General features: G+C 54.7%; 11 protein-coding genes. 4 read left to right on the forward strand and 7 right to left on the reverse strand.

Annotated elements, in window-relative coordinates; genetic code table 11:
- Positions 1-107: 107 nt before the first annotated feature.
- The 3 genes from FJ695_RS04480 (at position 108) to FJ695_RS04490 (ending at position 3177) form a co-directional block, all read left to right on the forward strand.
- Positions 108-890 carry a 3-hydroxybutyrate dehydrogenase gene (locus tag FJ695_RS04480; RefSeq protein WP_141188571.1) on the forward strand — a complete coding sequence of 261 codons (783 nt, stop codon included), beginning with the start codon at positions 108-110 and terminating at the stop codon, positions 888-890.
- A gap of 40 nt (positions 891-930) precedes the next feature.
- Positions 931-1944 carry a patatin-like phospholipase family protein gene (locus FJ695_RS04485; RefSeq protein ID WP_141184319.1) on the forward strand — a complete coding sequence of 338 codons (1014 nt, stop codon included), beginning with the start codon at positions 931-933 and terminating at the stop codon, positions 1942-1944.
- A 411-nt stretch (positions 1945-2355) separates the two neighbouring features.
- Positions 2356-3177 (forward strand): pentapeptide repeat-containing protein, encoded by an 822-nt coding sequence (locus FJ695_RS04490; protein WP_141184320.1) that lies wholly within the window; start codon positions 2356-2358, stop codon positions 3175-3177.
- A gap of 72 nt (positions 3178-3249) precedes the next feature.
- Here the strand turns inward: FJ695_RS04490 and trpS are convergent, their stop codons facing one another.
- From trpS to FJ695_RS04525, 7 genes are all read right to left on the reverse strand, one after another.
- Entirely contained in the window at positions 3250-4329 is a 1080-nt protein-coding gene (trpS, locus tag FJ695_RS04495) for a tryptophan--tRNA ligase (RefSeq protein ID WP_141184321.1), read from the reverse strand.
- A 120-nt stretch (positions 4330-4449) separates the two neighbouring features.
- Positions 4450-6012, reverse strand: a complete 1563-nt coding sequence (gene murJ, locus FJ695_RS04500; protein WP_141184322.1) for a murein biosynthesis integral membrane protein MurJ — start codon at positions 6010-6012, stop codon at positions 4450-4452.
- A gap of 38 nt (positions 6013-6050) precedes the next feature.
- A complete protein-coding gene (locus tag FJ695_RS04505) occupies positions 6051-8885 on the reverse strand; it encodes a [protein-PII] uridylyltransferase (protein ID WP_141184323.1) in 2835 nt (944 codons plus the stop codon).
- A gap of 105 nt (positions 8886-8990) precedes the next feature.
- Positions 8991-9362 carry a helix-turn-helix domain-containing protein gene (locus FJ695_RS04510; RefSeq protein ID WP_141184324.1) on the reverse strand — a complete coding sequence of 124 codons (372 nt, stop codon included), beginning with the start codon at positions 9360-9362 and terminating at the stop codon, positions 8991-8993.
- A gap of 4 nt (positions 9363-9366) precedes the next feature.
- Complete coding sequence (locus tag FJ695_RS04515; protein WP_141184325.1) at positions 9367-9933, reverse strand: Smr/MutS family protein; 567 nt, start codon at positions 9931-9933, stop codon at positions 9367-9369.
- A 4-nt stretch (positions 9934-9937) separates the two neighbouring features.
- Positions 9938-11149: a murein transglycosylase A gene (locus FJ695_RS04520; protein ID WP_209010919.1), complete on the reverse strand. Its 1212-nt coding sequence runs from the start codon at positions 11147-11149 to the stop codon at positions 9938-9940.
- 4 nt (positions 11150-11153) lie between these two features.
- Positions 11154-11891: a Tim44/TimA family putative adaptor protein gene (locus FJ695_RS04525; protein WP_141184326.1), complete on the reverse strand. Its 738-nt coding sequence runs from the start codon at positions 11889-11891 to the stop codon at positions 11154-11156.
- A gap of 192 nt (positions 11892-12083) precedes the next feature.
- Between FJ695_RS04525 and FJ695_RS04530 the strand changes: the two genes are divergently transcribed.
- Positions 12084-12662 (forward strand): FxsA family protein, encoded by a 579-nt coding sequence (locus FJ695_RS04530; protein WP_209010920.1) that lies wholly within the window; start codon positions 12084-12086, stop codon positions 12660-12662.
- The last annotated feature ends 94 nt before the right edge of the window (positions 12663-12756 follow it).

Consider the following 12756-nt stretch of genomic DNA (forward strand, 5'->3'; position numbering starts at 1 on the left):
GTATTGCCCCGATTGGGGCCTTAACGCACATTCTCATGTTGCAGTGCGGTGAAAACTGGTCAAAAGTCCCGCCAGCACATTTCAATCAATTTCCGGAGGATTTCATGATGCTCGCCAACAAAACCGCCGTCGTAACAGGGTCTACATCCGGGATTGGTCTCGGCTGTGCCCGCGCTTTTGCCGAGCAAGGCGCCAATGTTGTCATCAACGGCCTTGGCGATGCGGATGAAATCGAAAAGACCCGGGCGGCGATTGAAGCTGATTTTGGTGTCAAATGTGTCTACTCGCCTGCGAATATGCTCAAGGGAGACGAGATCGCTGGCATGATCAATGATGCCCGGAAAGACTTCGGTTCGGTAGATATTCTGGTCAACAACGCCGGCATCCAGCACGTGTCTCCGGTTGACGAATTTCCGATCGACAAATGGGACGCGATCATTGCGATCAACCTGTCTTCCGCTTTTCACGCAATCCGCGCGGCTTTGCCGGGTATGAAGGAAAAAGGCTGGGGCCGGATTATCAACACTGCCTCCGCGCATGCATTGGTCGCCTCACCCTACAAATCAGCCTATGTGGCCGCCAAACATGGTATTGCCGGCCTCACCAAAACCGTTGCGCTGGAAGTCGCCGAACAGGGCATCACGGTCAACGCGATCTGCCCAGGATACGTCTGGACACCGCTTGTTGAAGCGCAGATCCCGGACACCATGAAAGCACGCAACATGACCGAGGAAGAGGTCAAGAAGGACGTGATGCTGAAAGCTCAGCCGACCAAACAGTTCGTGTCTATCGAACAAGTCGCCGGATATGCAGCGTTTCTGTGTTCGGACACTGCCTCTTCCATCACCGGCTCGGTTTTGCCGATCGATGGTGGCTGGACGGCGCAGTAAGTATTCGACCTAAATGTTGCCCGCAGGAGCCGGTTGACCCATGTCAGACCCAAAGAAAATCAATCTGGCCCTTCAAGGTGGAGGTGCTCACGGTGCCTTCACCTGGGGTGTGCTCGATTGGTTTCTAGAGGACAGCCGCTTTGTGCTGGACGGCATTACCGGCACATCTGCAGGCGCAATGAATGCGGTCGTTTTGGCCAGCGGTCTTGAATCGGGCGGCGAAGACGGCGCGCGGCAGCATTTGGAAACCTTCTGGCGCGAAGTCAGCGATGAAGCGCGCCATAGCCCCATACAGCGCTCACCGTTGGATGTGCTTCTGGGGCATTGGAGCCTCGATTACTCGCCGAGCTATCTTTATTTCGATGTGCTGTCCCGGTTTGCATCGCCGTATGAATTCAATCCGCTCAACTACAATCCATTGCGGGATGTGGTCGCTCGGATGGTGCACTTCGACAAGGTGCATTGTTGCTCCGGCCTCAAACTCTTTATTGCTGCGACCAATGTCTTTACCGGCAAAATCCGGGTGTTCAGTGAAAAAGAAGTGACGCTCGACGCGGTGATGGCCTCGGCTTGTCTGCCGCAGCTCTATCAGGCTGTTGAGATTGACGGTGAACCTTATTGGGACGGCGGATATATGGGCAACCCGCCGCTCTATCCTTTGTTTTACGAGACCGGCACGCCGGATGTGGTGCTTATTCAAATCAATCCGATCGAGCGCCGCGAAGTACCGCGTACGGCCCGGGAAATCGTCAACCGTCTGAATGAAATCACCTTCAATTCCACACTCCTTCGGGAATTGCGGGCGATTGATTTCGTCACCCGGCTGATCGAAGACGGTAAACTCGATCAGAACGAATACACCAAAGTGCATTTGCACCGGATTGCAGCTGATGAACTGAAACCGCTCCAGGCATCGTCCAAAATGAACGCGGAATGGGAGTTTTTGACACATTTGCGCGATGTCGGACGCCAAACGGCCAAAGATTGGCTCGACCGGCACTTTGATGACATCGGTGTACGGTCGACCATCGATCTACGCGAGGAAATCTCGTGAAGAACCTTTTCGCCACGGCCGGGGATTAACCGGCCATTAAGGCTGTTTGCACGCCGCCTCGCAAATTGCAATGCAGCACATCTGAACAATCTCTAAACAATTTCAGCATCTTGTGCTCGGTTATGCGTCCGAATCTATATCTTGCGCCGAATGGGCTGAAAACCAATTGGCAAGGCTTTTGCTCCATATAGGGCACGCTGATTGTCAGGTAGTGCGTCGTCAGCGATCTGAAAGATGGAAGAAGCAGGCACTTGCGACCCCGCCTGTTTCTTCCCTTTCGCCCAACGCGCATTAAATTCCCTTGATCTTATTGCCGTAATTTTAGACTTTTCCGAGTATCTGCTGGATTGTGGCCCTTCAACTGCGGTTGAGCGTGCTTATGTCTTAAGGAACGCGGATAAAGGATCTGGAATGACACATCTGGTTTCAAAATGTTTTGCGGGAAGTGTTGCTGTTCTGGCTGTTGCTGGATCTGCCTGGGCCTCTGACATGGATCCGCGCGCATCGGAAATGATGGTAAAGGGCGGTTGTCCGGGCTGTAATCTAAATCTGGCAGAGATGCGCGGGTTCTCACTTAAAGAAGCAGACTTCAAAGGCGCAAAACTGCGGGAAGTCGATCTGAAAGAAGCTAAAGTCCCAAACTCCAACTTCAGAGGTGCAGATCTCCGGCGGACTGAGGCCGAGCGGGCTGATTTTTCCTCGAGCGACTTTACAGATGCAGCCATGCGGGCTGTGGATCTGGAGAAAGCCAATTTAACGAGCGCGACATTTGAAGATGCGGATTTGCGTGATGCAGATTTGAATGCAGCGCAGCTAACAGGCGCAGATTTAACTGGCGCCGACTTGCGCAATGTCACACTGATCAGAGCGATTGCTCAAAATGTCTCCTTCGAGGGCGCCAAAATGGATGGCGCAAATCTGGAGCGTGTTGATCTGTTGAACGCCAATTTCCGCAATGCGCGGATGCGTAACGTTAAGCTGGATCGGGCAAAAGCGATCAATGCCGATTTTTCCGGCGCAGACCTTTCCGGCGTTCGGCTGGTGAGCAGCAATCTGGCTGGCGCCAATCTGACAAATGTAAATTTCGAGGGTGCGCTTTTGCGCAGAACCCGGCTGAAAGGAGCTGATCTGACCGGCGCTTACAATTTGGATCAGGACCGGATTCTTGGGGCTTGCGGCGATGAAACCACCAAGCTGCCTTACGGCATCACACTGGAAGCGTGTTCCTACTGATCCTGTCTAAAGTCTAGATAAAAAGGCCGGGCTCCTGTTTTGGAGCCCGGCCTTTTTCATTGCGTATCTTATTCAGCGGACGTCGAGAAAACCGATGATTTTCCGAACGTCCTTCAAGACCGGCTCGGCAATCGCAGACGCGTTTTCTGCGCCCTCTTTCAAAACCTGATCGATCTGTGCCGGATCGCTGGTCAGGCGGCGCATTTCATCAGTCATTGGAGCCAGTTTGGCAACTGCAAGGTCGGAAAGAGCCGGTTTGAAGGCGGAGAACTGCTGACCGCCAAACTCTTTCAGAACCTCTTCTTTGCCTGTTCCATTCAGAGCCGCATAAATGCCAACCAGATTGTCGGCTTCCGGGCGTCCTTCCAGACCGCCGGTTTCGCTCGGCAATGCGTCCGGATCGGTTTTGGCCTTCTTGATCTTCTTGGCGATGGCATCCGCATCGTCTTTCAGATTAATGCGCGACAGGTCCGACGGATCGGACTTGGACATTTTTTTTGTGCCATCCCGCAAAGACATGATCCGGGTCGCCGGGCCGGCAATCATCGGCTCAGTGATCGGGAAGTACAATTCGTCCGGCAATTCCGGCGACGGCGTCGGGTTCGGAATACCGATGCCAAGATCTTTAATCCGATCCCCAAAGTCATGATTGAACTTCGTGGCGATGTCGCGCGTCAGTTCCAGATGCTGTTTCTGATCGTCACCAACCGGAACATGGGTGGCCCGGTAGGCCAGAATGTCAGCGGCCATCAGGTTTGGATAGGCGAACAGACCAACAGACGCGTTTTCCCGGTTCTTGCCAGCCTTTTCTTTGAACTGTGTCATCCGGCTGAGCCAGCCCATGCGGGCGACGCAGTTGAAAATCCAGGCAAGCTCCATGTGCTCGCGAACCTGCGACTGGTTGAAGATGATCGATTTTTTCGGATCAATCCCTGCGGCTATATAGGCAGCGGTCACTTCGCGAGTGGCACTGGCCAGCTCGTCCGGATCCGGAAATCCGGCTGTGATCGCATGCGAATCCACGACACAGAAAATCGCCGGCATCTGGTCCTGCAGCGGAACCCAGCGCGAAACGGCGCCAAGGTAGTTGCCAAGGTGGAGATTGCCAGTCGGCTGAACGCCTGAAAAGACACGGGGCTGGAACGCCGTCATTTTTGTTCCCTTATTGGTGCGGCCGGTTGGAAGGGCGCTGTGAGTGTTTGGGCGCGACGGGTTTAGGCCCGACTGTGCATTGATGCAAGCGAAGAAGAGTGAATGTGTTGCGTTTGCGTCTTAGGTGTTGCGCCGCTTCAACGATTTAGCGAGGCCAATCAGATCGCTGCCGCCACTTACCTGGGCAAAGAGCGCGAACGTTAGAATCCCGGTTAGAACGAGAAGCCCGAGACTGACAACACGCAACAGAAGCCAGCCGTTGCTCAGGTATGGCGCCAGGATGTCAGCTGCAAAATGGATGACGACGCCCATTAAAAGGCTTGCCAGTAACACTAGAGCCAGCTTTTTCAGAACTGTGACATCCGGGGCAAAGTGACCCCGTTTCCATAATACGATGATCAGCAGCCCCGTGTTCACCCAGCCGGCTAGCGTGGTGGCGAGCGCGATGCCGACGTGTTGCAGATAGGGAAAGAAGGCGACCGACAACAAAACATTCACAATCATGCCGACGGCCGCGAATTTCATGGGGGTCTTGGTGTCTTCGCGAGCGAAATACCCAGGTGAAAACACTTTGTTGAGCACAAAGGCGGGCAGCCCGATCGAGAACGCCATCAGGGCCGCTGCTGTTCCCTCAACAGCAGTTTCATCGAACCGGACCCGCTGGAAGAGAACCGAGACGATCTCGTGGGGAATGACCGCCAGCGCAACAGCAGCAGGCAAGGTCAGCACCAAGGAAAACTCTAAGGACCGGTTGAGAGTTTTTTGATAGGCAGTCGTTTCACCAGATCGGAGTTGCCGGGTCAGGCTCGGAAGAAGAACGACACCAATGGCTATGCCGATCACACCGAGGGGCAGCTGATAAAGCCGGTCGGCATAATAAAGCAGCGCATTGGCGCCTTCCTGTAACGACGCGATAATCTGGCCAACAGCGATGTTGATCTGGGTGACACCTCCGGCAACAACGCCTGGAATGCCAAGGGCGAGCAGGCGTTTGGCCGATTTGGTGTAGCGGGGCCGGTAAACTGGAATTTTAAAACCAAGGCGCTTCAGATCAATGACGACAACAGTGAGCTGAACAATCCCACCCACTGTGATGCCAATTGTGAGGATTACGCCGAGTGTCGTGCTGTCCTCGACACCAAAATAAAGAACTCCTCCAAGCACCAGCCCCATCACGACATTCAGCATCACAGGGGCGAAGGCCGCTGCTGCAAAACGCTGATAAGTGTTCAAAATGCCGCCGATAAAGGCGAGCAAAGACATGAAGATCAGATAAGGAAAGGCGATCCGGGACATCAAAACCGTCAGATCGAATTTCTCCGGATCCGACGCGAACCCCGGTGCCAATCCCCACACAACAAATGGCATAAAGATTTGAGCCAGCGCCGTGAGGGCCAAAAGGCAGAATAGAAGTGCAGCGCCGATTTCCCCGGCAAAACGGCGGGCGCCCTCTTCACCTTCCTCTTCGACGGTCCGTCCGAAGAGCGGAATGAACGCGGAGTTGAAAGCCCCTTCGGCAAAAAGCCGGCGGAACAAATTGGGCAAACGGAACGCCACAACAAAGGCGTCGGCGACTGGTCCGGCACCGACTGCAGCAGCCAAGAGCACATCGCGGACAAAACCAAGGACGCGGCTCATCAAAGTGGCCCCGCCGACTGTCGCAAAATTTCGAACCAGGTTCATGCCTGCAAGGCTCCAGGGTGTTCAGATCTTGGCGGGATTTAAGATGCTTGTCGGCGGAGTTTGCGCGCAACGGGCGCTGCCGGATCCAGCTCGACAACACCGTCCACAGCTGCGCATAGCCGTTCGCGGATGATTTCCTGGCGGCCAATATTGGCGATTTTCTGACCCGTCAGATCAGTCACATAAAACACATCGACAACCTTTTCGCCGAATGTCGAAATATGAGCTGAGCCGATGTTGAGATTGAGCGTCGCGATCGAACGGGTGAGGTCATAGAGAAGACCTGGGCGATCCAGACCGGAAATCTCAAGAACCGTATAATCATCTGATAGCGTGTTGTTGAGCAAAACTTCGCTGGCAACCTTGAAGGCTCTCATCCGGCCTTTTACGGAGCTCTTCTTGGCCACGGGCTCCGGTATACGTTCCTCACCCCGCAAGGTTTTTTCAATCAATCCGGCTATGCGCTCACCGCGGCGCCGTTCATCCTCATCATCTGGCAACTCGCGGCCGATGAAAATCGTATCGAGAGCAAACCCGTCGGTGGTGGTGTCGATCTGGGCATCGACAATGTTGGCACCTGTCGAGTAACAGGCCCCGGCAATCACCGACAGAAGACGCGGGTGGTCCGGCGCCATGATCGTCAGTTCGGTAACGCCCTCAAAAGACCGTGGGGTCACATTGAACGACAGTTGTTCGCCCTTTTGATCGGCCTCGTGCAGCAATTCGGCATGCGCAACAAGCCGGTCATGTTCGGTTCGCAGCCAATAGGCTGGATAGTGGCGTTTGAGGTAGCTTTTCCGGCTTTTTTCCGGCCAGTGATCCAGTTTGGCGACCAGTTCTTCCTTGGCCTGTTCAATGGCCTGGCCATGGGACATTTTTGAATGACCGCCGGTTAAATGCGGCTCAGCGGCATAATAGAGCGTGCGCAACAATTGGCCTTTCCAGCCATTGAAGACGCCGGGTCCGACGGCTCGGATGTCGGCCACGGTTAGGATCAGCAGCAGTTTCAACCGCTCGTGAGACTGCACGGTATTGGCAAAGTCCTGGATCGCCTTGCGGTCGGACAAATCGCGAGACTGTGCAATCGTGCTCATGTCGAGATGGTGTTCAATCAGCCAGGCAACAGTTTCGGTTTCCGCACTGTTCAGGCCGAAGCGCGGGCACAGCTTGCGCGCCACTTTGGCTCCAGCGATGGAGTGATCTTCCGGCCTGCCTTTGGCAATGTCATGCAAGAACATCGTCACATAAAGCAGCTTGCGGTTCTGCAAAGAGCGGATCAACTCGGTCGAGAGGGGGTGATCTTCGCCGGAATCGCCACGCTCAATTTCAGACAGGACGCCAATTGAGCGGATCAAATGCTCATCCACTGTGTAGTGGTGATACATGTTGAACTGCATCATTGCGACAACCTTGCCGAATTCGGGCACAAACCGGCCAAGTACGCCGGTTTCGTTCATCTTGCGCAAGATCTTTTCCGGTGTGTTGCGCGAGGTGAGCACCGACAGGAACAAGCGGTTGGCTTCCGGGTCGTTGCGCAGATCGTTGTTGACCAGCTTAAGCGAATGCCGGATGAGCCGTGTCAGGCGTGGATGCATCTTGTAGTCGTGTTTGTCCGCCAGCTGGAACACACGCAGGATGTTGACGGGGTCTTTCTCGAAAATCGTATCGGCAGTGACGCTCAGCCGGTTGTTTTCTACGGTGAAACCCGATGCGCCTTTGACCGGCTTTGGCGCATGTTCCGAGCGGCCAACCCTCAGGCGGCGCATGATGCCTGAAAATCCACGTCCACGCGGATCTTTAACATGCTCGTCTTCCAAGGCCGCGCACAGGATCCGGGTCAGATCCCCAACTTCCTTAGCGACCAGGAAGTAGTGCTTCATGAAGCGTTCGACATCCTTCATACCCGGATGCTGGGTATAGCCAAGCCGAACCGCGATCTCCCGCTGGACATCAAAGGACAGCCGTTCTTCCGGGCGGTTGGTCAAGAAATGCAGGTGACAGCGCACGGCCCAGAGGAAATCCTCTGCCATTTTGAAACGGGATTTTTCGGCCCGGTTCAAGACACCGATCTTCACCAATTCAGACTGGCTGGAAACCTGGTAGTGGTATTTGGCGATCCAAAAGAGGGTGTTGAGATCGCGTAGGCCTCCCTTGCCTTCCTTGATGTTTGGTTCAACCAGATACCGCGACGTTCCCTGGCGCTGATGGCGCTCGTCCCGTTCTTTCAGTTTGGCCGCAATGAACTCAGAGCTGGTGCCCTCGACCACTTCCTTGTCATAGCGTTTGATCAGTTCATCAAAGAGCGGCTTGTCACCCCAGATGTAGCGAGCTTCCAGAATGGCGGTCCGGATCGTCATATCCGACTTTGACAAGCGGATACATTCATCGATGTTGCGGGTCGCGTGGCCGACTTTGAAACCGAGGTCCCAGAGCATGTAGAGGATATACTCAACAACCTGTTCGCCCCAGGGGGTTTGTTTGTAAGGCAGCACAAACAGAAGATCGATGTCTGAACCCGGCGCCAGCGTGCCGCGGCCATATCCGCCGACCGCCACCACGGACATGCGTTCCGCCGCAGACGGGTTTGTAATCCGATAAACATGATAGAGGGCGAAATCATAAATCACCCGGATCAACTCATCCTGGATGTGGGATAGGCGCCGGGCACACAAAAGTCCGCCACCGTCTTCTCCAAGCCGCTCTTCGGCAATCTTCCGGCTGTCCTTGACGACGGACTTCAGTTCACTGAGCACTGCCATGCGCACCTTTGAATCGGACCCATCCCCGTCTGTGGCTGCGGTGAGAGCGGTCAACCGGTTTCTAAGGCCGTCCGCATCAATCAATCCGGCGAGAGCGTCTTGAGTGGATTTCATACCGGTCAAAGTCTTTCGTTCAGTGAGGCAATTCGGCCATGCTGCGGGTTATAAAGCGCCGATCATAAGGACATGTAAACTCTTACAGGCATGGATAGCCATGCTTCAAATGTCATCTTTTACCGCCGCAACGCGCAATTGATGCAAAAGCGCGTTCAGAGATTCATCGGACAATCCGCCGATTTTTAAGGCAAGCTGATTGGCCAATTCCGTGGCCTTTGGGCTCATCCCGGCAGTATCGATGGTAATTCTCGGGTCAGACAGTTCGGCCAGCCGCTGGATCTCTTCCGCTTCGTCCCAAATCACGTTGAAATAGGCAATAATCCGTTGAACCAAAAACCAGGTCGGTTTACCGCGTTTGCCGTGTTCTAAAGCGGACAGATAAGCGCTCGACACGGAGAGAGCCGCAGCCATTTCCTTTAAGGAAACGCCTCGTTTGGTTCGAAGTTCGCGGATTTTGGCTCCAAGAGGTGTCACGTTTTCACCGCCGTTTTCTTATCCGCACATACAGCGCACCCGAACCGCCGTGGCGCACATGAGCTTCTTCATACCCAGCAACAAGGTGGCGCACATCCGGCATCGCCAGCCATTGCGGCACCATTCTGCGCAAAACACCGCGTTCGTCCATATAGGCATAACCCGGACCGCCGCCCTTGCCAGTGATCACAAGGATCAATTTGTGACCGCGGGCCTGGGCTTCATACAAAAAACCGCGCAAGCGGTCATGAGCCCTGTTTTGGGTCAGGCCATGAAGGTCAATGCGGGCATCGATCTGTTTGACCCCACGCACCAGTTTTTTCCGGTATCGGTATTCGAGCTGATGCAGCGGCGGCGGAGCTTTCGGCTTGAGCGGCTCCGGTGGATGAATGGCGGTTGCCGTCTTAATGCTCTTTCCAGTCTCCTGAGGCGCATCATCAACTGTGTGGAGCAGGTCTTCCATTTGCGCCTTGGCCCGCTCAGCATCTAGCGGTGTTGTTGTCCGGGTGACTTTGCCCCAGAGGTCCCGATCTTCGGGTGAGAGAACACCTTTTTTGCCGCGCTTGCTCATTTGGTCAGTCCGCCCGGCCTTTAAGCGATGCGGCAGCCGATTTGGGTACCAACACCGTAAAGACGGCTTTGTGACGGATTTCTCCGGCGATCCGGCCTGCAGCCTCACCTGAACCGATAAAGACATCGCCACGGCCGTGGCCTTTGATCGCTGAGCCTGTGTCATCGGCAAGCATCAGGCGCTGAAATGACAGGTCAGGTGCGTCCGGATCCTCAAAACCAGCACTGACGAAAACCGGCATTCCATATGGCAGTGAACTGTCGTCAATCGCGAGGCTGCGACCAGGGACAAGCGGTAGGCTGGCGGCGCCAATGGGGCCAAGGTCTGGGCCGGTTTCCGTGACCTCCCGGAAAAAGATGTACGACCGGTTTTCCTTGAACAGAGCGTCGCGTTTATCTGGATTCTCTTCCAGCCAGTGCCGCAGGCCCGACATCGTAAAGTCTTCCGGTGTGCCTTCGCCTCTTTGGACGAGAAGCTTGGCAATCCCGGAATAAGGATGGCCGGTTTTACCGGCATAGCCGACCCGCATGGTGCTGCCGTCCGTCAGTTTGAGCCGGGCCGACCCTTGAACGTGGATGAAATAAGCATCAATGGGGTTTAGCCAGACCAATTCCAGGGCTTCATCGACCAGAGCGCCGTCCATGATGGCCGCCCGGTCCGGCATTTCGTTCAATGTTCCTTCAAACAAACGGCCATGGCTGAGATGTTTGGGCCAGCCTTTGGGCTGTTCTTTCTCTGGCACATGAACCAAGCCATCCGGCTTTTGAAGCAGCGGAACGGAAAATCGGCCAGTCTTTTCCCGGGATGCAGAAACTTCCGGTTCGAAGTATCCGGTGACAAAGCCATTTTGGCGGATTTGAAAAGGCTCGAAGTGATTTTCGAAAAAGATACGGGCGTCGGTGGCCTCATGCGCCGCTGCACACAGGATCTGTTTTTTTTCCTGGTTCAACCGGAAAAGATCTTTGGAATCAACCGCCCGGGCATCCGGCCCGCAAAACCTTAAAAAAGCAGCAAGTGCCGCCTGATGATCGTCCTTGGCCCAACCGGCAAGATCTGCAAACCGGACCGGGGTCAGATCATCTGATTGAAGCGGGCTTTGCGCCATTGCAATTACAGGTCCTGCAACAAAAAGAGACGCGGCCAAAGCCGCGCCCTTCATACATCTTGCCACGCCGGACGGCTGCGGTTTCCCGGAGACGCCAGCCGGATATCTCACGGATTTACTCTGCGGATTCGGTCGCGACCAGTTTCCAGTTCGGATCCCGCGACGCGGTGTCGCGTGCAAAAGTCCAGATGTCGATAACTTCCGTGACCTTGGCCGGATCGCCGTCGACCACCTCGCCGCCTTTGTCGCGGGTCGCGGAAATCAGCTGGCTGTGGATCTTAACCGTCACCTGAGCCGTAGTGCCTTTCAGGGCCGCTTCAACTATTTCCGCCTTGTCGATACCGACGAAGGTGGATTCGATGGTTTCCCCTCGCTTAACCCGGTCATCAATGGCGGCGCTAAACCCATCATACACATCGCGCGACAGCAGGTTCTTGAGAGCCTTTTTGTCACCATCGGCAAAAGCCATGACGATCATTTCATAAGCGGCTTTAGCCCCTTGAATGAAGGGCTCCGGTTCAAAGCTGCGGTCAGCAGAAAGGATCTGCTTCAGCGCGCTGTTGAGGGCAGTCCCGGCCGGAGCCACTTTGTCGATGATGACTTCACCATCTTCTTCCTGGCGGGCCGCGCCCATATCATCATAGTCATCTGGGGACTGCTGGCCTTGGTTCGGCAATGGAATGACATTGTCCTGGCCATTGGCCTGCCCGTTCGGCTGTTCGGGCTTGGAATAAGGATCAAACGGCGGGCGCTCCTCGCCGGTGCGCTTTCCCAGGACAGAGCGCAGTCGAAACAAAATAAAGACCGCAAGTCCCAAGAGCAGTAGATTTAGGGGATCAAAAATTTCATTCATCTTCTGTTCCGGCTACCCTTTCAAGGGCTGCAAAGCCGCCCCCGACTTGTTTCGCAAGGCCCGCGTTCAACGCTTGGGTCTTAAACTTCCTATGTAGGAGGTTCTTCAATCAGCATCCAGACCCAAGAGCAAGACCGAAATTGGGACTAGTGCACATTCATTGCGACTGCCAGCTCGCATTTTTGTGACACAATGTCTACCTTCACGTATGAAACCGAGTTGTTCACCACCCTAGCAGACGATGGAGCTTCCGTGGGACTTTATATCATAGCAGGAATTATTCTCCTGCCGCTGATCGAAATCTCTGTTTTTATTTGGATTGGCGAAATCCTAGGTGTTTTGCCGACGATTCTGCTGACCGTGCTCACTGCTATGGCGGGCACGATCATGCTGCGTCATCAGGGCTTGTCACTTTTGATGCGCATGCAGCAGGAACTGGACGGTGGCCGCGCGCCGGGCAATGAGGTGATGCAAGGCGCAATGATCGTTTTGGCCAGCATTCTTTTGCTGATCCCGGGATTTGTGACCGATGCCATTGGCCTACTGCTTTTTATTCCCCCTATCCGGGAGGCTTTGGCGCAATTCATTATTGCTCGTTCCAATGTTGTCATCATGGAGGGCAGCAGCATGCACCGGCGGCCGGATGATCATGTTGTGGATCTCGATGCAGAAGATTGGACCGAAGCCCAAAACAGCTCGGGAAACGGAAATGAGGCCGGTCAACCGCGGATCAGCCCCTGGAATGACGGTTCTGAAAAGCCAAACTCTTAAGAAAATCCGGGAATTCTTGAACAAAATTCACTGAAATGTGACTGCGCTGTATGCGTAATTTTTACCAGTTGCGCGTTAGACCGGCTTTTCTTGC

The sequence above is a fragment of the Labrenzia sp. PHM005 genome, from assembly GCF_006517275.1.
GTDB lineage: Bacteria > Pseudomonadota > Alphaproteobacteria > Rhizobiales > Stappiaceae > Roseibium.